Annotated in this window: 19 protein-coding genes and 1 pseudogene; 8 read left to right on the forward strand and 12 right to left on the reverse strand. The window is 68.1% G+C overall.

Annotated features, from left to right (window positions below):
* Window positions 1–4 precede the first annotated feature (4 nt).
* From HG262_RS03870 to HG262_RS03880, 3 genes are all read left to right on the forward strand, one after another.
* On the forward strand, window positions 5–934 hold the full coding sequence (locus HG262_RS03870; RefSeq protein ID WP_169269790.1) for a CysB family HTH-type transcriptional regulator: 930 nt from the start codon (window positions 5–7) through the stop codon (window positions 932–934).
* 110 nt (window positions 935–1,044) lie between these two features.
* Window positions 1,045–3,252 carry a rhodanese-like domain-containing protein gene (locus HG262_RS03875; protein ID WP_169269791.1) on the forward strand — a complete coding sequence of 736 codons (2,208 nt, stop codon included), beginning with the start codon at window positions 1,045–1,047 and terminating at the stop codon, window positions 3,250–3,252.
* 117 nt (window positions 3,253–3,369) lie between these two features.
* The gene (locus HG262_RS03880; RefSeq protein ID WP_169269792.1) at window positions 3,370–4,257 is read left to right on the forward strand and encodes an aldo/keto reductase family oxidoreductase; all 888 of its coding nucleotides are present in this window, start codon (window positions 3,370–3,372) and stop codon (window positions 4,255–4,257) included.
* Window positions 4,258–4,280: 23 nt separating this feature from the next.
* Here HG262_RS03880 and HG262_RS03885 read toward each other — a convergent pair whose 3' ends face one another.
* The 7 genes from HG262_RS03885 to HG262_RS03915 form a co-directional block, all read right to left on the reverse strand.
* Window positions 4,281–5,654: a 3-deoxy-D-arabino-heptulosonate 7-phosphate synthase gene (locus HG262_RS03885; protein ID WP_169269793.1), complete on the reverse strand. Its 1,374-nt coding sequence runs from the start codon at window positions 5,652–5,654 to the stop codon at window positions 4,281–4,283.
* 157 nt (window positions 5,655–5,811) lie between these two features.
* Window positions 5,812–6,300: a heme-binding protein gene (locus HG262_RS03890; RefSeq protein ID WP_169269794.1), complete on the reverse strand. Its 489-nt coding sequence runs from the start codon at window positions 6,298–6,300 to the stop codon at window positions 5,812–5,814.
* 99 nt (window positions 6,301–6,399) lie between these two features.
* On the reverse strand, window positions 6,400–7,041 hold the full coding sequence (locus HG262_RS03895) for a response regulator (RefSeq protein WP_169269795.1): 642 nt from the start codon (window positions 7,039–7,041) through the stop codon (window positions 6,400–6,402).
* A complete protein-coding gene (locus HG262_RS03900) occupies window positions 7,038–8,474 on the reverse strand; it encodes an ATP-binding protein (RefSeq protein ID WP_169269796.1) in 1,437 nt (478 codons plus the stop codon). The genes HG262_RS03895 and HG262_RS03900 overlap by 4 nt, the downstream gene beginning before the upstream one ends.
* 57 nt (window positions 8,475–8,531) lie before the next feature.
* Window positions 8,532–9,695, reverse strand: coding sequence for an HPP family protein (locus tag HG262_RS03905; protein WP_169269797.1), 1,164 nt, complete (start codon window positions 9,693–9,695; stop codon window positions 8,532–8,534).
* A gap of 87 nt (window positions 9,696–9,782) precedes the next feature.
* Window positions 9,783–10,223 carry a MarR family winged helix-turn-helix transcriptional regulator gene (locus HG262_RS03910; RefSeq protein ID WP_169269798.1) on the reverse strand — a complete coding sequence of 147 codons (441 nt, stop codon included), beginning with the start codon at window positions 10,221–10,223 and terminating at the stop codon, window positions 9,783–9,785.
* Between the two features lie 175 nt (window positions 10,224–10,398).
* Complete coding sequence (locus HG262_RS03915; RefSeq protein ID WP_169269799.1) at window positions 10,399–11,295, reverse strand: LysR family transcriptional regulator; 897 nt, start codon at window positions 11,293–11,295, stop codon at window positions 10,399–10,401.
* Window positions 11,296–11,431: 136 nt separating this feature from the next.
* Here HG262_RS03915 and argC point away from each other — a divergent pair, with 136 nt between their 5' ends.
* Entirely contained in the window at window positions 11,432–12,364 is a 933-nt protein-coding gene (gene argC, locus HG262_RS03920) for an N-acetyl-gamma-glutamyl-phosphate reductase (protein WP_169269800.1), read from the forward strand.
* Window positions 12,365–12,416: 52 nt separating this feature from the next.
* On the opposite strand, the gene HG262_RS03925 is transcribed toward argC, so the two are convergent.
* A complete protein-coding gene (locus HG262_RS03925) occupies window positions 12,417–13,301 on the reverse strand; it encodes an MBL fold metallo-hydrolase (RefSeq protein ID WP_169269801.1) in 885 nt (294 codons plus the stop codon).
* A gap of 111 nt (window positions 13,302–13,412) precedes the next feature.
* Window positions 13,413–14,318 carry a LysR family transcriptional regulator gene (locus tag HG262_RS03930; RefSeq protein WP_348984359.1) on the reverse strand — a complete coding sequence of 302 codons (906 nt, stop codon included), beginning with the start codon at window positions 14,316–14,318 and terminating at the stop codon, window positions 13,413–13,415.
* A gap of 132 nt (window positions 14,319–14,450) precedes the next feature.
* Between HG262_RS03930 and HG262_RS03935 the strand changes: the two are divergent.
* The 4 genes and pseudogenes from HG262_RS03935 to HG262_RS03950 all read left to right on the forward strand — a co-directional run.
* A pseudogene (locus HG262_RS03935) lies at window positions 14,451–16,046 on the forward strand (ATP-dependent acyl-CoA ligase); the annotation flags it as partial.
* A gap of 54 nt (window positions 16,047–16,100) precedes the next feature.
* A complete protein-coding gene (locus HG262_RS03940; protein ID WP_169269803.1) occupies window positions 16,101–17,414 on the forward strand; it encodes an MFS transporter in 1,314 nt (437 codons plus the stop codon).
* Window positions 17,411–18,559, forward strand: a complete 1,149-nt coding sequence (locus HG262_RS03945; RefSeq protein ID WP_169269804.1) for a thiolase family protein — start codon at window positions 17,411–17,413, stop codon at window positions 18,557–18,559. The genes HG262_RS03940 and HG262_RS03945 overlap by 4 nt, the downstream gene beginning before the upstream one ends.
* Window positions 18,556–18,879, forward strand: a complete 324-nt coding sequence (locus HG262_RS03950; protein ID WP_169269805.1) for a hypothetical protein — start codon at window positions 18,556–18,558, stop codon at window positions 18,877–18,879. Before HG262_RS03945 ends, HG262_RS03950 begins: the two co-directional genes overlap by 4 nt.
* A gap of 7 nt (window positions 18,880–18,886) precedes the next feature.
* On the opposite strand, the gene HG262_RS03955 is transcribed toward HG262_RS03950, so the two are convergent.
* The 3 genes from HG262_RS03955 to HG262_RS03965 are packed head-to-tail and all read right to left on the reverse strand — an operon-like array spanning window position 18,887 to window position 20,503.
* Entirely contained in the window at window positions 18,887–19,714 is an 828-nt protein-coding gene (locus tag HG262_RS03955) for a TlpA disulfide reductase family protein (protein ID WP_169269806.1), read from the reverse strand.
* Window positions 19,711–20,037 (reverse strand): hypothetical protein, encoded by a 327-nt coding sequence (locus HG262_RS03960; protein ID WP_169269807.1) that lies wholly within the window; start codon window positions 20,035–20,037, stop codon window positions 19,711–19,713. Before HG262_RS03960 ends, HG262_RS03955 begins: the two co-directional genes overlap by 4 nt.
* A 55-nt stretch (window positions 20,038–20,092) precedes the next feature.
* A complete protein-coding gene (locus tag HG262_RS03965; RefSeq protein ID WP_006223047.1) occupies window positions 20,093–20,503 on the reverse strand; it encodes a RidA family protein in 411 nt (136 codons plus the stop codon).
* Window positions 20,504–20,509: the final 6 nt, after the last annotated feature.

Here is a 20,509-nt window from a genome sequence, read left to right on the forward strand (position 1 = left end):
CGCGATGAATTTCCAGCAACTGCGGTCGGTGCGCGAAGCCGTGCGCCAGGACTTCAACCTGACCGACGTTTCCGAAAGCCTGCATACGTCCCAGCCCGGCGTCAGCCGCCAGATCCGCGAGCTGGAAGAAGAGGTGGGTGTCGACATCTTCGTGCGTTCGGGCAAGCGGCTGATCGGCCTGACGCCGCCCGGCGAACTGATCCTGCCGTTGGTGGAGCAGATCCTGCAATGCGCCGACAACATCCGGCACGCGGGCGCGGAATACGCGGACAGCCGCAAGGGCGTGCTGTCGATCGCGGCCACGCATTCGCAGGCGCGCTACGCGTTGCCGCCGGTCATCAAGGAATTCCGGCAGCGCTATCCCGACGTGGTCCTGCATCTGCATCAGGGCTCGCCCAAGCAGGTGTCTGAAATGCTGCTGGAAGGCGAGGCCGACATCGGCGTGGCGACCGAGGCCGTGGCGGACTATCCCGGGCTGGTGAACCTGCCTTGCTATCGATGGAGCCACAGCATCATCGTGCCTTGCGGCCACCCGCTAGCGCGCGAGCATGACGGCGTCAGCCTGTCGCAACTGTCGCGCTATCCGCTCATCACGTATGGGCGCGGCTATACGGGGCGCGCCCACATCGACGAGGCTTTCGCCCGGGCAGGCATCACACCGGACATTGTGATGACCGCGATGGACGCGGACGTGATCAAGACGTATGTGGAACTGGAGCTGGGCGTGGGCATCGTGGCCGCGGTGGCCTGGGACGCCGAACGCGACACCCGCCTGACCGCCATCGATGCGCGTCACCTGTTCGAGATCAACCTGACGCGGCTGGCCATTCGCCGGGGCGCGTGGCTGCGCGGCTATGCGTTCCATTTCATCGAGATGTTCGTGCCGACACTGACGCGCGAGGTCGTGGATCGCGAGTTGAAGGGCGAGGCCTGACGCCCGCCGCAGCGCGCGCCGCATATCCATAGACGCATTTCTACGTTGTCGCGTCCGGGACGCGCACGTAGCCTGGACTTCTCTTCATTTCAGGAAGTCCAGGTCATCCCATGAGCACCTCTGCCCAAACGGCCGCGCCGGCCCGCAGCAAGCACACCGAACGCGCACGCGCCGTGCGCGCCTTCATCGCCCAGGTCCGGCAACTGGCGCCCGATGCGGCGCAAGCCACGCCCGCGCAACTGGCCCGGGTGGCGACGCTGCTGGAAGCGCTGGGGCAACGCCGCGACCTGTTTTCCGCCGAGGCCTTTGCCGTCGTGCCGGGACGCCCGACCTCGATCTATCGTCTGGCCGAGGACATCGACGGCGGTTATGCCCTGTATCTGTCGCTGGGCGAACCGGGCAAGGCGCAGCCGCCGCATGACCATACGACGTGGGCCATCATCGCCGGGGTGAACGGCAACGAGCGCAACGAGGTTTATGCGCGCGCGTCCACCCAGGATCCGCTGCGCGATACCTTGACCCATGTGCGGCGCGTGGACGTTGGCCCAGGCGGATCGATCGTGCTGGGACCGGACGACGTGCACACCATCGAACTGGTCGGCGACGAGCCCGGCGCGCATCTGCACTTTTATGGCCTGGCCCTGGACCGGTTGCACGGCCGCGTGGTGTTCGAAAGCACCGCGGGCGGCACGTATCGGACGTTTTCGCCGCCCGCAGCCATCTATCACGCGCGCCTGTCACCGCAGGAATTGCAGGACGAACTGCGCGGCGATGCCGAGATCGCCGTGTTGGACGTGCGCGAAGCCGGCCGCTATGCCCGCCGCCATCTGTTATATGCCGTGCCGGCGCCCCTGTGGCGCCTGGAACTGCTGGCCGACCGGCTGGTGCCGCGCCGCGATACCCGCATCGTGCTGGTGGACGATGACGAAACCCAGGCGCATCAGGCTGCGGCCAAACTGACCCGCCTGGGTTGGACCGACGTGTCGGTCCTGGCCGGCGGAACGGACGGCTGGGAGCGCGCGGGCCTGGAACTGTTCTCGGGCACGAACGTGCCCAGCAAGGCGTTCGGCGAGGTCATCGAACATGAGAAGCACACGCCCTGGATCGACGTCGAGGAACTGCACGAGCGCGTGGCGCGCGGCGACGATATCGTTGTGGTGGACAGCCGCACGCCCGAGGAATTCCACAATTTCACGCTGCCGTTCTCGCACAGCCTGCCGGGGGCGGAACTGGTCTACCGCATCCGCGAACTGGCGCCCGATCCCAACACCTTTGTCGTGGTCAACTGCGCCGGCCGCACCCGCAGCATCGTCGGCGCGCAGACGCTGATCGACGCCGGGATCCCGAACCGGGTCGCCTCCTTGCGCAACGGCACGATGGAATGGCTGCTGTCGGGCCGGGAACTGGCTTATGGCCGACACGCGGCCTTGCCGGAGCCGGGCGAAGCGGCGTTGGCCACCGCGCGCGAACAGGCCCGCGACGTGGCGCACCGCGCCGGCATCGGGTACATCGACGCGGCGACGCTCGCGGCGTTCGAAGCGGAGCAGGCGACGCGCACGCTCTACAAGTTCGACGTGCGTACCCGCGAGGAATACGAGACGGGGCATCTGGAAGGCTGGCGCTGGGCGCCGGGCGGCCAGTTGGTGCAGGCCACCGACGAGTATCTGGCCACGCGCCGCGCCCGCGTCGTGCTGGCGGATTGGGATGGCGTACGCGCACTGACGACAGGCGCCTGGCTGGCGCAATTGGGCGCGGTCGAGGTCTATCTGTATCAGCCGCCCGCGCAGGCCCCCGTGCAAAGTGGCCCCGAGCCCCGTCGCGTGCTGCGGCATCGTCCCGATGCCCCGGCCCTGCGCGCAGCGGCACTGCGAGCCGCGCTCGACGCGGACGAGGCCATCGTGTTCGACGTGGAATCGCGCGTGGCCTATGAACGTGGCCATGTGCCCGGCGCGCGCTTCGCAGCGCCGGATCGGCTGGCGGAGTTCCTGTCGCCGGACGATCAACGCGCTGTCGTGGTGACGTCGTCCGACGGCGTGCTGGCCAGCGCCGTGGCGGCCGAGCTGGCTTGGCGCAGCAAGCGCCCGGTCCAGCATCTGCTGGGCGGCACGCGGGCGTGGAAGGCGCAGGGTTTGCCGCTGGCGACCGGGGCCGAGGGTGTGTTGACCGGCGACGACGACCAGAGCATCAGCCCGTATCTGTTCGACGACCTGTCGGCGCGGGACCGAGGGTTCCGCGAATACCTGGATTGGGAGCTGGGGCTGGTGGCGCAGCTGGAACGGGACGGCAGCGGCGGCATTCGGCTGATCGCGGCGGGGTAGGACGCAGCGGATCGGATGGCATGGCCTTGATGCACACTGTGCGTCAGGGCCATTTTTGCCTGATTATCCAAGGCGCCGGAAAGGGCTAACCTGTGCGTTTCGCCCAGGAGATCCGACATGGCCCCGCTACACCAGGAAGACAAGGACCAAGACACTTACGCGCTGGGAACCCGGCGGGTCAAGCGCCTGGGCTACGGCGCGATGCAACTGGCCGGGCCCGGTGTCTTCGGTCCGCCGCGCGACCGCAATGCGGCGTTGGCCGTGCTGCGGGAAGCCGTGGCCAATGGCGTCAACCATATCGACACCAGCGACTTCTACGGGCCTCACATCACCAATCAGATCATCCGCGAGGCGTTGTCGCCTTACCCGGACGATCTGGCGCTGGTCACCAAGATCGGGGCCCGCCGGGGCGAAGATGCGTCGTGGATACGCGCCGATGGGGCGGCTGACTTGGAAAGCGCGGTCGAGGACAACCTGCGCAATCTGGGGCTGGACGTGCTGGACGTCGTGAATCTGCGCATCATGTTCGGCGTGCATGGGCCGGAGGAAGGCTCGATCGCGGCGCCCTTGTCGGCGCTGGTGAAGCTTCAGCAACGCGGCCTGGTCCGGCACATCGGCCTGAGCAATGTGACCGCCACGCAGGTTCAGGAAGGACGCGCGCTCTGCGAGATCGTCTGCGTGCAGAACCAATACAACCTGGCGCATCGTCATGACGACGCGCTGATCGACGCGCTGGCGCAGGATGGCATCGCCTATGTGCCGTATTTTCCGTTGGGGGGCTTCAGCCCGCTCCAATCCGCCACGCTGACGGACGTCGCGCAACGCGTAGGGGCCACGCCGATGCAGGTGGCGATCGCATGGCTGCTGCAGCGCTCGCCCAATATTCTCGTCATCCCGGGAACGTCGTCGGTGGCCCATCTACGCGAGAATCTTGCCGCAGCGAAGCTGGTGCTGCCGGCCGCGGAGATCCGTGCGCTGGACGGGATAGGGACGCGCGTGGACTGACGGGGGGCAGACGGCCGGCGACGCTACACCGCCGCCCGCAGGTCGTCCACGTGGACCATCAATTCGCGGACCTGGCACAGCATCGGATACTGCTGAAGCACTGGCGCCCATTGGGGCGATTCCAGCAATTGCCGCCAGACCGATTCCAACGCCTCGGGATCGGGCTTTCGCCCGTCCTCCAGCTGGCACGCATATTGCACGCTGGCCGGCGCGGACAGCAATTGCATCCGGCTGGCGGCGCTAAGCAGGCGCGGCGCGGTGTCGGCGGGCGCATCGCAGCAATAAAGCACCGTGCCCGCCAGATCGGGCGAATCGGCCGGCAGCGCCCTGAGCGATGCGCCGCGCAGATGCACCACCCCTTGTCGGGTCTGGAACGGATAGACGGCGTGTTCGTCGGCGTGCGCAAGCAGGCGCAAGCCCCGCTGCAAGCGTGGTAAGTCCGCGGTCGCCGCGTCGATGGACGCCTTGGCTTCAAGCAGCAGGCAGACGTCCCACACGGGCGTGATGGCGTTCGTGCATGTTTGGCGCAGCAGGACGGCGTCCCACTCGCTCTTGGCGCGTTCGGCGCTGGCGGGTATCGATGCGGGCACCAGCATCGACGTCACGACGCGGTAGGGCGGTGGGCCGCTTTCGGCCTCGTTCAGCCGTTGGGACAGGGCGGCCAGCGCCTCGGTGGCCACGGCTTCGACGGCCGCGCCCCGACGCTGTGCGGCCGAGCCTTGCGCGGCGGCAGTCTGGCTGCCGGAGCGCGGGCCGTGGCGATCCCATAGGGACTGGTATTGCCGCACCTGCCCATCCGGCGCCAGGGCATCCAGGCGTTGCAAACGCGCCAGGGCCGGATCATCCAACAGACGGGCCAGCGCGCGTTCCACGGCGGGGTCCAAGGGTTTGTCCTGCGTGGCGCGAAGCCGCTGCGCGGCCTGGGACAGCACTGTCCACGACGGCAAGGCCGCCGCGGCCTGCAGGGCTGCCAAAGCGTCCCGGGCCTGGCCCGGTGCCATGCGTTGCAGCTTGGCGGGGTGCGCGATGCCATTGACGGCGGCATGGATCTGGCGGCGGTCCTGATCGGCCGTGGAGGACAGATGCGCGAACTCGCGCACTTGCGGCGCCCGGTGCCGCAGCACGATGGCCTGGAAGGCGGGATCGCCGCCTTCTGCCCGCACGGCGTCATGGATCAACCTTGCCAGCGCCTGGATGAAGGCTTGCTTCGTTGCCGCGCCGGGCGTCGCTCCGGCCGCCAGCGCTTGGCGGGCGTGTTCCACCGCGATGGCAAGCGCGGTCGACGAACCGCCATTCAGCGGCGCCGCGACCTCGCCAAGCGTCTCGGGAACACGGTAGCGGCGGGGTAAGGCGCGAAGAATGTCGTCCAGCAACGGCGAGGAGGGCGGCAGGGGCATTGGCGGAGGTCCACGGTCGGCAATGTCCAGCAGTGTCGCATGGCGTTTCTTCGTTGGTGGCGGGTGCGTGCTGGCAGAGGCCGGGTCTGTGGCGCGGCCCGCTTTGCGGGAAACCGGGCGGGTCTGAGGGGCGTCCGAGCACCCGCCCAGCCACGTATTACTTGAACATTGCAGCGTTCTCTTCCAGCACCGTGTCGGCGCACTGGGCATCCAGATTGCCGCCGGGGGCGCCGGCCACGCCGATCGCGCCAATGACCGCGGTGCCGGCCTTGACCGGCACGCCGCCGCCCAGCAGCAGGAAGCCGGGGATGTCGGTCAGGTTGGCGGCGCCCGGATTCTTCTGCGCGTTTTCCATCATGGTCAGCGTCGGGGTCTTGGCGGACACGGCGGTGAAGGCCTTGGCGCGGCTGGCTTCGATGGTATGCGGGCCGGCGTTGTCGGCGCGCGCAAAGGCCTTGAGCAGGCCGGCGCGGTCCACGACCGAGGCGCTCACGTTGTAGCCCTTGGCCTGGCAGGCGGCGACGGTGGCGGTGGCGAGCTTCTGCGCATCGGCCATCGACAGGTTGCTTTCGCTCAGCACGGCGGCGTTGGCGGCGCCGGCAAAAGCCAGGGTGGAGATCAAGGTGGCAAGCGAGAAACGGTTCATGGTCTGCGTCCTTTTCGGGAACATTCGGTAGGAGCAGTCAGTGTGGCCAAAACCCGCGGCGGGCGGTATACGCCCGAATACGCGGGCGTCTCCGTAGCGCTACGGAGGGCCCGGGTCCAGCAGCGTGGCGTATTGGCGGATCAACTGCGCCAGCGAATCGGCTTCGAGCTTGGCGAAGACATTGGCGCGGTAGGTTTCCACCGTGCGCGGCGACAGGTCGAACTCGCGCGCGATTTCTTTATTGCTCATGCCTTGCACGATGCGTTCCAGCACCTCGTGCTCACGCCCCGACAGCCGCGCCAGCCGTTCGGCGGCGGCTTGCGTCACCGCTAACCGTTCGCGGCTGGCGATGTGCGTGCGCACGGCGGCCTGCACGGCGTCCAGGAACACGTCGTCGTCGACGGGCTTTTGCAGGAATTCCATGGCGCCGCCTTTGAACGCGCGGCGGCACAGGTCCACGTTGGCGTGGCCCGTCAGCATGACCACGGGCAGGTCGGATTGTTCGGCCAGCCGGCTCAGCACGTCCAGCCCGCTGATGCCGGGCATCCGGATATCCAGCACGACGCAGCCGATGGCGCTGGGCGTCAGCTGCGCGAGGAAGGCGAGCGGATCGCCGAAACCGGCGCTGCGCAGGCCGACGCTGCGCAACAGCAGCGCCAGCCCATCGCGCACGGCGTCGTCGTCGTCGACCAGATAGACCTGGGGGGAAAGCGCGAGGGTGCGCGCGTCGGTGGCGGTCATGAGGAGGCTCCCGAACGCGGCAGGCTGACGGTGAAGCAGGCGCCGGCGGGGGTCAAGTTGCGGGCGGCGATGCGGCCGTCCATGGCGCCGGCCAACGTGTCGCATAGCGCCAGCCCCAAGCCCATGCCCTGCGGCCGCGTGGTGAAGAACGGCGCGAACAGCCGGGGCAGGGCATCGGCGGCAATGCCAGGTCCGGTGTCGCTGACGGTGAACAGGTATTGGTTGCCGTCGGCGCGGCCCTCGATCTGGATGTGGCGCGCGCCGTCGGCCTCCGCTAACGCGTCCGCGGCGTTCTGGACGAGGTTGTGCAGGATCTGTTCCAGCGCCACGCGGTCGCCCAGGGGGCGCGCGCCGGGACTGGCGTTGTGCCATCCCAGGCGTATGCCTTGCCGGGCCAGATCCGGTTCGCGCAAGAAGCGCAAGGACGCCACCAGCGCGTCCGGATCAAGGGCTTCGCGCTGCGCGGGCGAACTGGGCTGCACCAGGGCGCGCATGCGGCTGATGATGTCGGCGGCGCGTTTCGCCTGTTCAGAACTTGCCAGCAAGGCGTGGCGCACGGCGGGGCGTTCTTCTTCGTCGTCCAGCAGGCGTCCGGCGGCGCGGGTGTGCGCCAGGATGGCGGTCAGGGGCTGGTTCAGCTCATGGGCGATGCCTGCGGCCATTTCGCCCAGCGTGCTCAAGCGTGCCATGGCCGCCAGGCGCGCCTGTTCCTGCTGCCGGCGCGCGTCGGCGCGCGACCGTTGCCACGCTACCGCCCCGGCCACGAGCAGCCCACTGGCCACGGCCCATGCCAGCCACGCCATCCAGGGCCACGCATCCGGTGTCAGCGTGCGCGTGCTGCGCATCGGGAAAGGCTGGCTGGCCGCGCCCAGCGGCTTTTGCAGCGTCATCGTCAGGCCCGGCGCATCCCCCGGCTGCTTGTCCAACAGCGGCAATGGCGCGCGGTCTACCGTCAGGCTCAGGTTGGCCAAACCAGGCGGAAAGTCGGCGGCAGGCACCAGTTGACGGGCGTCCAGCAGCAGGCTCCAGCTGGATGGCGCGATCAACCAGTAGCGTGCGGGGTCTACCGGCAAGGTGACGGGCCGCCCCAGCTGGCGCGCGCGCTCCAGCGCAGCGGACAGGCCCGGCGGCGCGGCCAGGCTGCCGGCCCAGGCGCCGTCGGCCAGATAGCCCAGGCCCAGTAACTGTGGCAAGGCCGGTTGCAGGCTGGGGTACAGGCGTTCAGGCGCGGGCGGGTGCGACAGCGCCGCCAACGTGGCCAGCACGGCTTCGTGTTGCACCGTTTTCTGGCTCAGCATGCGTTGGGCGATGCTGGTGCTTTGGAAAAAGCGGTCGTACTGGTCGACGTATTCCTGGCGGGCGATCCAGGCGGCGCCCAGGCAGAACAGCAATAGCCAGCAGAAGAGGGCGCGCGTGCGCGATAAAGGGTTCACGCCTGAAATTATGCCTTGCGGCCAGTGCGGACAGGAATCCGTAGGGCTACGGAGGGCTCAGGCGACGCGCTTGCCCGCGTCCGCGCCCGCAGCCGCCTGCGAACTGGCCGACACCGCCATCTGGTACAGGGCCGCCACCAGGTCGGACTGGGTAATCAGGCCATGCAAGTTGCGCGACGCGTCCAGCACCGGCACGCAGTGCAGGCTGTCCGACATGGGGCGCGCCAGTTCGATCACGGGCAGCCCCGGCGTGGCGAAAGGCACTTCGCTGCGCATGCAGTCGGCCACCAGCAGGTCGGAGGCGGGAACGCCGTCGACGGTGGCGGTCACGAGCCGGCTCTTGCGCGCCAGCACGTCTCCCTGCGCCAGCATGCCGGCGTAGCGGCCGGCCGAATCCAGCACCGGCAGCGCCTGCAGCCGGTGCTTGTCGAATAGCCGGATCGCATAGTCCAACGGATCCTGCTCTTGCACGGTGACGACGTCGCGCGACATGATGTCGGCGCAGGACACGTCGCCGAAGCGGCGCAGGCTGGCGCGCAGTTCGGCGGCCAGCACGATGTCTTCCAGGTCTTCCTTGCTGATGTCCAGCAGTTCGCCGCGTTGGGACAGGGCTTCGTCCAGGTCGGCGCGGCTGAAGCCCAGCCGCGCGCTGGGAGCGGCGTCGCGGGTGTGGTGGCCCGGGGCCGGATCCGCGTGGCGGCGTGGGTAGTTGCGCTTGAGTGCGCCATTGAATGCCACGGCGATGCACAGGAGGATCAGGGAGTTCAACCCGACCGGCCACAGTACGAAGCCGTAGCTCAGGCTGGCGACGGAAGGTCCGCCCAATACCGCGGTCAACGCCACGGCGCCGCTGGGCGGGTGCAGGCACCGCAGGCTGAACATGGCGCCGATGGCCAGCGCCACGGCGACGGCGGCGGCCACGCCCGGCACCGGAATCATCTGCGCGCAGAAAACGCCGATCACGGCAGACACCAGGTTGCCCGCCAGGATGGACCACGGCTGGGCCAGCGGGCTGGCGGGGGCGGCGAACAGCAACACGGCGGACGCGCCCATCGGGGCGATGAACCACGGGTTGGCGCTGCCCAGCGCATGGCGGCCCACCCATTCCGTGCAGAACAGCCCGACAAGCGCGCCCAGGACGCCGTACAGCTTCTCGCGCCGGTTGACGCCGACGGGCGCCGGCGCGAACGCGCTCAGCCAGCGCTTGATTGCCACACCCAAAACGATCTCCTCGCGTGCTTCAAATATGTCGGGGGACGACAATTTATCACGTGGCGGCGGTGCGCCGCGAAACGCCAGCGAGGGACTTCAGGCGGGGTCGCCGCCGATGCGCGTCAGCAAGCGCGCCAGCAAGGGCCGCATGGCGCGCAGTTCCTCCAGGTGCGAAGCGGACAGGTCTTCCAGCACGCGTTCGGCTTTCGGGGTCAGCACGACCTCGACGCGGCGGCCGTCTTCAGGGTCGGCCTCCCGGCTGACGAGGTCAAGGCGGGCAAGCCGGCCGACCAGTTCGGCCGCCGTGTGCGGGCGGATCAGCAGGCGGTCGGCAATTTCACCCACGTACAGGCCGCGCCGTCCCGAGGGGCTTTTGCGCGTGCCTTTGATGGCCAACAAGGTCTGGTGCTGCTGCGGGGTCAATGCCAATGCCGCGGCGGCGCCTTCACTGAAGGCGGCGAACGTGCGCAATGCGTAGCGGAAGTCGGCCAGCAGTTCGTAATCGGCGGGCGACAGCGGAGTGGGGGACGGAGACATTTTCACATGCCGATTCTAATATATATCGTTAGGCGATATAAATGACCCGGCGCAAACCCGGGTGCACTCCTTCTGCTGTTTCCTTGATATCCCGCATCCACATGTCTACCTATCCTGCGTCAGCGCCGGCTGAGTCCGCGTCGACCCCCGTGCCGGCGGCCTCCCGCCTGGGCCCTTATCCGCCGCCGCTTGCCGCCCGTAGTTCCCACAGCACGTCCAGTACGTGCCGGGTCGCCTGTTCCACCTTCTCGGCGCGGTGCGCGATGCCAAGCGGGCGCCATAGCGCGGGCCGCAGCGGGCGCATGGCGATGCGCGGATCGGGTTGCGGCGCGGTCGCTTCGTGCGGCAGCAGCGTGGCCCCGTAGCCGGCGGCCACCAGGCTCTTGATCGCGTCGTTGTAGTTCAGCTGGATACGGGCGCGCGGGTTCAAGCCGGCGCCGGCGAACCATTCGCCGGTCTGGCGCGACAGCCGCGTGGTGGCGTCGTTCAGGATCAGCGGCCGGTCCGCCAGCCAGGCCGGGGTGACGCGCGCGGGCGCCGGCCAGCCGGCGGGCAGGAACGCCATGACGGGGTCGCGGCGCCAGGGCTTGAGCACCAGGCCATCGATCGGCGGCTGCGGCAACGCCACCAGCCCCACATCCAGCGTGCCGTCATGCAGGCGCTGCAAGGTTTCCTGAGAGGTCAGTACCGCGACCTGCACATCGATACCGGGGTGATGGCGGCCCAGCGACTCCAGCGCTTGCGGCAGCAGATGGGCGATGGCGCCGGTGGACGCGCCCAACCGCACGCGACCGGACAGGCCCTGCACCTGCCGTTGCACGTCGTCCAGGGCCTGGTCGGCCTCGGCCAGGAGGCGGCGCGCGCGTTCCAGCAGCGTTTCGCCGATGGTGGTCGGCCGCACCTGGCCGCGTTTGCGGGTCAAGAGCGGTGCGCCGATGCGGGCCTCAAGATCGGCCACGTGCAGGCTGACAGTGGGGGGCGCCAGGTGCAGGGCGCGGGCGGCATCCGCGAAAGAGCCCAGGTCGGCAATGGCCACCAGGGTGCGCAAGCGGTCAAGGCTGATTTCGCGCATGGGCGTTTCATTCAGAAAAGATGAATTCAACGGTCATGATATTCGACTTTTCTTATGTTCGGCGCAGATCGATGATACGAACTCGGTAGTACCCCTCAGCCACAACCCCCACCTCCCGACCGGGACGGAGCACGTCATGACCCATCCTCTTGTCTTTATCGACGGCGACCAAGGCACCACCGGCCTGCAGATCCACGAACGCCTGAACGGCCGGACCGATCTGCGCTTGCTGACGTTGCCCGAGGCCGAACGCAAGGATCCGCAGCGCCGCGCCGAAGCCATCAACGCCAGCGACGTGGCCATCCTGTGCCTGCCGGATGAGCCGGCCCGCCAGGCGGCGGCGTCCGTCGTGAACCCGAAGGTGCGAGTGATCGACGCCAGTTCGGCGCACCGTACGACGGCGGGCTGGGTGTACGGCTTTCCTGAAATGGAAGCGGGGCAGGCGGACAAGATCGCCCATGCCAAGCGCGTCAGCAACCCGGGCTGCTATCCGACGGGGGCCATTGCCTTGCTGCGCCCCTTGATCCAGGCCGGCCTGGTGCCTGCCGACTACCCGGCCGTGGTGCACGCGGTGTCGGGCTATTCGGGCGGTGGCCGCGCCAGCGTGGACGCCTATGAAGGGGCGGATGGCGCGAAAGGCCCGGCGTTCCAGCTGTACGGGCTGGGCCTGGCGCACAAGCACACGCCCGAAATCGAAGCGCATGCCGGGCTGACGCAACGGCCCGCGTTCGTGCCGGCGTATGGCGCGTTCCGCCAAGGCATCGTGTTGACGATTCCGCTGCATCTGCGTCTGTTGCCGGCGGGCGTGACCCGTCAGCAATTGCATGACTGCCTGCAGCGGCACTATGCCGGCACGACGCATGTGCAGGTGGTGGACCGTGAGGAAGCTGGAGGCCACACGCATTTGGATCCGCAGGCGCTCAACGGCACCAACGATTTGCGTCTGGCGGTCTATGGCAACGACCAGCATGGCCAGGTGCTCTTGACCGCGGTGTTCGACAACCTGGGCAAGGGCGCCTCCGGCGCGGCGGTGCAGAACCTGGACCTGATGCTGGCGGCAATGGGGTAGCGTATAGCAGGAGCAGGCGGCAAAGGGCTCCCCTAGCCACCTGCGCTGCCTGTCACCACTTCATTTCGCCCTTGGCGACTTTGGCGCTGAGGTCCAGCGACGCGGCCGCGCCCGCTTTGGGGTACTGCGCCGTCATGGCGGCGATCAGTGCGGCGCTGTCGGCGGCCTTGGCGGCTTGCGTGTCGAAGGCGCGGATGTAGCCTTGCGTGTAGCGGACGGATTCCAGGTTCAGCGGGGCGCCCGGGGCATAGTGGCCGGGAATGACGGTGACGGGGGCCAGCTTTTCAATGCGCGCCAGCGTGGCCAGCCAGTCCTTGTGCGATTGCGGCGTTTGCGTGTCGGCCATCCACACGTGCAGGTTGCCGAATACCACCACGCCGCCCACCACGGCCTTGAGCGACGGGATCCACACGAAGCTGCGGTCCGGCTGCGGGCCGTCCAGTCCGGTGATTTCCAGCGTCTTGCCTTCGAGCGTCAGCGTGCGGCCTTGCAGCACCTGCGGGATGACGGCCTTGGTGGGGGCATCGGCGCCCAGCTTCGGGCCCCAGAACGCGATCTTGCCGTCCACGGTTTCTTTGATGTGCCGCACGGTCGGCTCGGTGGCCACGACGCGGGCATCGGGGAAGGCCGCCAGCACCGTGTCCAGGCCGAAGTAGAAGTCGGGATCGCCGTGGCTGATGTAGATGGTGGTCAGCTTCTTGCCGCTGGCGCGCACCATGTCAACCACCTTTTCGGCTTGCGATTTGCCGAACTGGGCATCGATCAGGATGGCTTCGCGCTGGCCGCTGACCAGCACCGAAGACACTTGGAAAATGGCGTCGTTGCCCGGATTGAAATGGGTCAGCGCAAGGTCGGTGCCGGCGGCGTGGACCGGGGCGATCATCATGGCAAGCGCGGCGGTCTGCAGCAGGCGGCGCAGGGAAGGAAGAAGAGACATGGCGGGCTCCTGGACGGAATAGCTGGAAGGGAAAGTGGAGCCAGTCTAGTTGCATGAACCGCGCGGATCTATCCCTGTGCATGCCAGAGTCTTTTGCATAAATCGATCTAATTACGTCGGCTTCCGGTCGGCCAGGGTCGCTTCGACAAGATTGCGCAGCCACATCGTGCCGGGGTCGCTTTCGAACCGCGCATGCCAGTGCACCGTGACGCACAAGGGCGGCAGCGTGATGGGCAAGGGGCGGACCTCGAAGGCGTTGTCGCGGTTGAACCAGATGGCCGCCCGGTGGGGCAGGGTGACCGTGAGGTCGGTGCGGCGCACGATCTCGGCGGCGGCGGAAAAATGCGGCAGCGTCAGATAGGGCTGGCGGTGCAGGCCGGCTTCGCCCAGCACGTCGTCCAACAGGCGGTGCGCGCTCGCGCGCGCGGCCACCAGGATATGGTCCAGGCGCTTGAACTGGCCGCGCGTCAGCCCGGCCGACAGCACCGGGTGGCCGCGCCGGCCCATGCAAGCGTAGCGCTCGCTGAACAGGTCGGCGTGACGGGTGTGGCGGCCCAGTCCCGCCAGGTTGCCGATCGCCAGGTCGACCTCGCCATCCTTCAGCGCCTGCGGCAGTTGCTCCAGCGGGATCTCAAGCACTTCGACCTGCAAGCGCGGGGCCAGCGCATGCACGCGTTCCATCAGCAGGGGCAGGAAGACCATTTCACCGATGTCGGACATCGACAGCCGGAAACGGCGGGTGCTGGTGGCGGGATCGAACCGCTGTCGCAGGTTGACGGCTTCAGCAAAGCTGTTCATGCCGCGTTCGATGGGGCCGGCCAGCGCAAAGGCGATCGGCGTGGGCTGCATGCCCGTGGCGGTTCGCACGAACAGCGGGTCGTCGAAACGCTCGCGCAACCGGGCCAGCGCATAGCTGACGGCGGGCTGCGTCAGATTCAGGCGCTGCGCCGCGCGGGTGACGCTGCGTTCATGCAGAACCGTCAGGAAAACCCGCATGAGATTCAGGTCGAAGTCCACGCATGCCCTTGATATCAGTCTGATTTATAAGATAAATAATACCCATAAATTTGACACATAAATAGTTGATTCCTAGACTAATTCCACAGAGCCGCGCCCCTTGAGCAGCGGCCGCACAACTGGGGAAGCGTCGCCATGCATGCGTTGACATTGCCGTCGTTGTTGGTGGAGCAGGGCGCCCGTCTGGGCGACCGCCTGTGGGTGCAGGCGCCGGGCGGCGCCTTGCGCTTCGGCGAGGCGCCGGCGCATGCCGCAAGCTGGGCCGCGCGGCTGGCGTCGGCCGGCGTGGGGCGCGGCGACCGCGTGGGCCTGATGGCGGGCAACCGGCACGAGTTCCTGTCCGTGGTGCTGGGTTGCGGCTGGCTGGGCGCGGTCGTGGTGCCCATCAACACCGCGTCACGCGGCATGCAGCTTCGGCATATCCTGGCCAATAGCGGCTGCGTGCTGCTGGTGGCGGACGCGGCGTCCTGTCCGGCGCTATCGGCCCTGGCTGCGCTGTCCGCCACGGAACCGGCTGCCGGCCTGGCGTTGCGCGCCATCTGGTTGCTGGACGAGGCTGCGCCGGTCGACGGTCTGCCCGCGCCCGCCGGTCCGCCGCCGCCGCCACCCGATGCGCCGCTGCCCCCGGCGGCGGACATCCGCCCCGGCGACATGCTGGCCATCCTGTACACCTCCGGCACATCGGGCCTGTCCAAAGGCGTTTGCTGCCCGCATGCCCAGTTCTATTGGTGGGGGGCAATCGCGGCGCGCAATCTGGAAATCTCCGATGCCGACGTGCTCTACACCAGCCTGCCGCTGTTCCATACCAATGCGTTGAACGCTTGTTTCCAGGCGCTGGTGACGGGCGCTTCCATCGTTTGCGACGAGCGCTTTTCGGCCAGCCGGTACTTCGATCGTCTGGAGGCCACCGGCGCCACCGTGACCTATCTGTTGGGCGCGATGGTGCCGATGCTGCTGGCGCAGGCGCCCGCCGCGGCGGAACGCCGGCACCGCACGCGCATCGCCTTGGCGCCCGGCGTGCCCGAACGTTTCCATGCCGCCTTCACGGAACGCACCGGCATCGCGCTGCTGGAGGGCTACGGGTCCACAGAAACCAATTTCGCCCTGGGCGGGACCCTGGCCGAACAACGGGCCGGCACGATGGGCCGCGTGGCGCCCGAGTTCGACGCGATGGTGGCCGACGAGCACGACGCGCCCGTGCCGGATGGAGAACCGGGCGAACTGCTGCTGCGCGCGACCCCGCCGTTCGCGGTGGCGACCGGCTACTTCGGCATGGACGACAAGACGGTCGAAGCTTGGCGCAACCTGTGGTTTCACACAGGCGACCGCGTGGTCCGCGATGCCGACGGCTATTTCAGGTTCCTGGATCGCATGAAGGACGCCATCCGCCGCCGCGGCGAGAACATCTCGTCCTATGAGGTGGAACAGGTGCTGCTGGCGCATCCGGCCGTGGCCGTCGTGGCGGTCTATGCGGTGTGCTCCGAACTGGCCGAAGACGAAGTGATGGCGGCGGTGGTCTACAAGCCCGGGCAGTCGTTGACGCATGCGGCCCTGCTGGATTTCTGCCAGCCCCGCATGCCGTATTTCGCGGTGCCGCGCTATCTGCGCGTGCTGGACGATCTGCCGCGCACCGAGAACGGCAAAGTCCGCAAGTTCCGCTTGCGGGAAGAAGGCATCACCGGCGACACCTGGGACCGGGACGCCGCCGGCTATCGCGTGGCGCGATAGCGTGAACCGGCGCTTCTCGCGCCATTAATCCATTCGATAATTCAAGGGGCGGCAATGACGATGGCATACAAGGGGGCGGCGTTGTCCGCCGGCGACGAGGCGAATAGAAAGCGGACTCGGCGCGTGGTGATGGCCTCGGTCGCGGGCAACGCGATGGAGTGGTACGACTTCTTCATCTACGGCACGGCCGCGGCGCTGGTGTTCGGCGAGCTCTTCTTTCCCAAGGGTACCGACCCGCTGCTGGGAACAATGGGCGCCTTCGCCGGTTTCGCCGTGGGCTTTCTGGCGCGCCCGTTGGGCGGGGTGGTCTTCGGACACATCGGCGACCGCTATGGCCGCAAGCTGGCGCTGGAATGGACGCTGGGGCTGATGGGCGCAGCCACGTTCCTGATCGGCCTGTTGCCGACATACGATCAGGTCGGTTTCTGGGCGCCGGTGGCAATGGTGGTGCTGCGCATCTTGCAGGGCGCGGCCGCGGGCGGGGAATGGGGCGGCGGCGTATTGCTGATCAGCGAGGCCGTGGGCGGCAAGCGGCGCGGGTATTTCTCGTCGTTCAGCCAATTGGGCGTGGCGGGCGGATTCGTGTTGTCGTCGGCCGTCTTCATGCTGGCCCAGCAACTGCCGCAGGAGGCATTCATGAGCTGGGGCTGGCGTTTGCCGTTCCTGCTTAGCGTGCTGATCTTCGGCGTGGGCCTGTACATCCGCAAGCACATCCCTGAAAGCGAAGAATTCGTGCAGGCCAAGAAGACGGCCAAGCGCGGCATGCCCGCCGTGGAGGTCTTGCGCCGCTATCCGCGCCAGGTGCTGACCGCGATGGGCCTGCGCGTGGCCGAGAACGGCGGCTCGTACATTTTCCTGGCGTTCGCGCTGGCCTACGGAAAATTCCTGGGTATTCCCAATGACGTCATGCTGGGCGGCGTGCTGGCGTCGATGTTCATCGAATTGGGCACGCTGGTGTGGTTCGGGCACCTGTCCGACCGCATCGGGCGCCGCGCGGTGTACCTGATCGGTTCGGCCGGCCTGGTGCTGGTGGCGTTCCCGTTTTTCTGGCTGGTGCAGACGAAGGAGCCGGTCTGGATCTTCCTGGCCTTCTTCCTGGGCAACACGGTCTGCCATGCCGCCATGATCGGCACGCAACCCGCGTACTTCGCCGAACTGTTCCCGGCCGAAGTCCGCTATACCGGCCTGGCGCTGGGGCATGAGCTGGCGTCGGTGTTCGCGGGCGGCTTGTCGCCGTTGATTGCGATGGCGCTGCTGCGCAAGTATGAATCCGCCACGCCGGTCGCGTGGTTCCTGGTGGGCATGGCCACCATCACGGTGATCACCTTGCTGCTGACGCGCGAGCCGCCGCGCGAGGACACGGAATGAACGTGGACCGCCGCCCGGGCATTGTCAGCGTGGGGGAAACGCCGGCGCTGCGGCATCCCGACGCGTCGTGCAGCACCGCCGGGTTGATGGCACAGGCCGTCGGCCAGGCCCTGCGCGGGGCCGGCTTGGCGCCCGCGCAGGTGGATGGGCTGGGCGTGGCGTCGTTCACGCTGCGGCCGGACCGCGCCATCGATCTGGCTTGGCGCCTGGGCCTGCGGCTGAATTGGTGCATGCAGGACGAAATGGGCGGCGCCAGCGCGATCAACCTGCTGCGCCAGGCGTGGTTGGCGCTGGAGGCGGGGCAGGCCGACACCATCGTGCTGGTCTCGGGCGACCACTTTACCGGCGCGGATTTCGCCGGGCTGGTGCGTGGCTACAACCGCAGCGCGCAAGAATATCTGAGCCCCCTGGGCTGCGAAGGGCCGAATCCCTTGTTCGCCATGCTGACTCAGCGGCAAATGGCGCACACCGGCCTGCGACGCGAAGATTATGGGGCGTTGTGCGTGGCGCAACGGCAATGGGCGGCGGACAATCCGAACGCGGCCTATCGCCAGCCGCTGACGCTGGCGCAATACCTGGACGCGCCCGTCGTGGCGCCGCCGCTGGGCCGGCTGGACTGTGTGCCTGTCGTCAGCGGGGCCAGCGCGCTGGTGCTGCGGGCGCGGCCGCAAGGCGCCAGCGTGCGCTTGATCGCCAGCGAGGCCCGCTACAACGACGACCAGCAGGAAGGCGACGGGTTGGTGACCGGCATCGCGGCCGTTGCGCCGGCGCTGTGGCGCCGGGCGGGGGTGGGGCCCGATGACATGGACGTGATCAGCGTGTACGACGATTACCCGGCGATGGCGTTGGCGCAATTGTGCGATCTGGGCGTCGCCCGTGCAGATGACCTGCCGGGTTTCATTGCCCGCCGCATCGCGACAAGGGCTTTGCCCGTCAATACGGCCGGCGGCCAACTGTCGGCGGGACAGGCGGGCACGGCGGGCGGCATGCATGGGCTGGTCGAGGTCACGCGGCAATTGCTGGGCCAGGCGGGCGCGCGCCAGTTGCACGGGTTGCGGCATGGGGTCGTCACCGGCTATGGCATGGTGCAGCTGCGCTACGGCATGTGCGCCAATGCGGCGGTGCTGACGGCGGAGGGCGCATGAGCGTGAACGTTTTTCAATGCCATGCCTGCGGCCACCGGGTCTATCCGGCGCGTCTGTGGTGCCCGGTGTGCGGGCAGGATCAGGGCCCGGCGCGGCAAGTCGCGGTGGAAGATGCCGAGGTGCTGGCGTGGACCGCGATGCCCGCCAAGCCTGGACAGGCGGGGCCGGCCGTTGTCGCCACCGTGCGCGCCTTGCCCGACGGTCCGATGATGGTGGTGCGCCTGGAGGCGCCGCCGACCCATGTCGGCCAGCGGCTGCATCTCTTTGAACGGACGATGCAGGGGCTGGCCTTGCCGTGGGCAAGCGCCGCGCCACACTGATGATGCGTTAGCCGCCGTCCGCTTCCTGGATGGCTTCCAGGCGCTGCGCCAGCGACGCCGTGGACAGTTCGCCCACGCGCAGGTCGACCAGACGGCCCTGCGCGTCCAGGAACAGCGTGGCCGGCAGGCCGCGGTTGCTGAGCGTGCGTGAGGCCTCGCCTGCCGGGTCCAGCAAGACATTGCGCAGGGAGGGCGCATGCTGCTCCAGGAATTTCGCAACCTGGGGTGGGGCCTCGCCCTGGTTCAGGAAGACGAAATTCACGTCGGGATTCGCCGCCTGCGCGTTGGCGAAAGCCGGCATCTCGCGCCGGCACGGCGGGCACCAACTGGCCCACAGATTGATGACGGTGGGCTTGCCGTGGAACGCGGACAACGCGGCGGGCGCGCCGTCGATGCGCTGAACGGCCAGGGCGGCCAGTTCGGGCTGCGCCTGCGGCGTAGGCGCGAGCCAGCGGCCGCCACCGAACCAGACGAGGCTTGCCAGCGCCACGGCGCCTAGCAAGGCGGTGCGCGGCGCGTGGCGCCGGACCACTGCGAACAACACGTACACCCAAGCGGCGGCAAGACCCACCAGCCCCGCCCAGCCGCCGTCGCGCAAATCCAGTATCTTGATCGGGTCGGGCAGATAGTGCTCGCGGTATTGCCAGACGAAACCCAGCCGGGCCACCAGCAGGCCGATCAGCATCGCGCGCCACAAGGCCGTGCCCAGGACATTGGCCTCGCTGCGTTGGCGGTTCAACAGGCGCGCGGCCAGCAGGCCGACGGCCGCCGCGACGATCAGTACGGCGAATTCGGAGGGGATGACCAGGGGCCCGATGCGGATGGCCGGCGTCATGCGTCGGCCTTCTCGCCAGCGGGCGGCTTCAAGCGAAAACTGACGCCGTGGCTCGTGATCGCCAGGGCTTCAAGGGGCGCACTGGTGGGCAGCGGCAAGGGGCCTTCGGCACGGAAGCCGTGGCCGTCGATGTCCCGTCGCAAGCGGTCAGCCTCTTGCCCGGTGGCGTCAGTGGCAGCCTGTTCCAAGGCGAGGAACAGGGGCGCGTAAGGAGCGAACTGCGGGGTGGGGGCAAAGCTGCCCGCCATCAGCGCGTTCGTGCCGGTCTGCACATCCGCCACGCCGATGCGTTGGCCCTTGCGGTCCTTGATGTTGAATTGCATGCTGGTTTCCCGGGTTAACGGGAAAGCCTAGCATGCCGCGGCAATGGTCCGATATTCAACCGGGGATGACGGCCGTCACGTCGATCTCGACCAGCCATTCCGGCCGGGCCAGCGCCGACACGACGATGCCGGTGGACACCGGGAACACGCCCTTGAGCCAGCGCCCCATGACGCGGTAGACGGTTTCGCGGTAGCGCACGTCGACAAGATAGACGGTCAGCTTGCAGATGTGCGAGAGCTCGCTGCCGCATTCTTCAAGCAGCATGGCCACGTTGGCCATCGCCTTCTCGGCCTGCGCGGCCACGTCGCCCACGCCGACCGATTCGCGGGAATCCAGGTCCTGGCCGATCTGGCCCCGCAGGAACACCAGGTTTCCTGCCACGACGGCCTGGCAAAGGTCGTTGTCCAACTGCTGTTCGGGATACGTGTCGCGGGTATTGAATTTACGGATGCGGGTGTGCGCCATGATGGG

This window comes from Achromobacter sp. Bel (assembly GCF_012928505.1).
GTDB lineage: Bacteria > Pseudomonadota > Gammaproteobacteria > Burkholderiales > Burkholderiaceae_B > Achromobacter.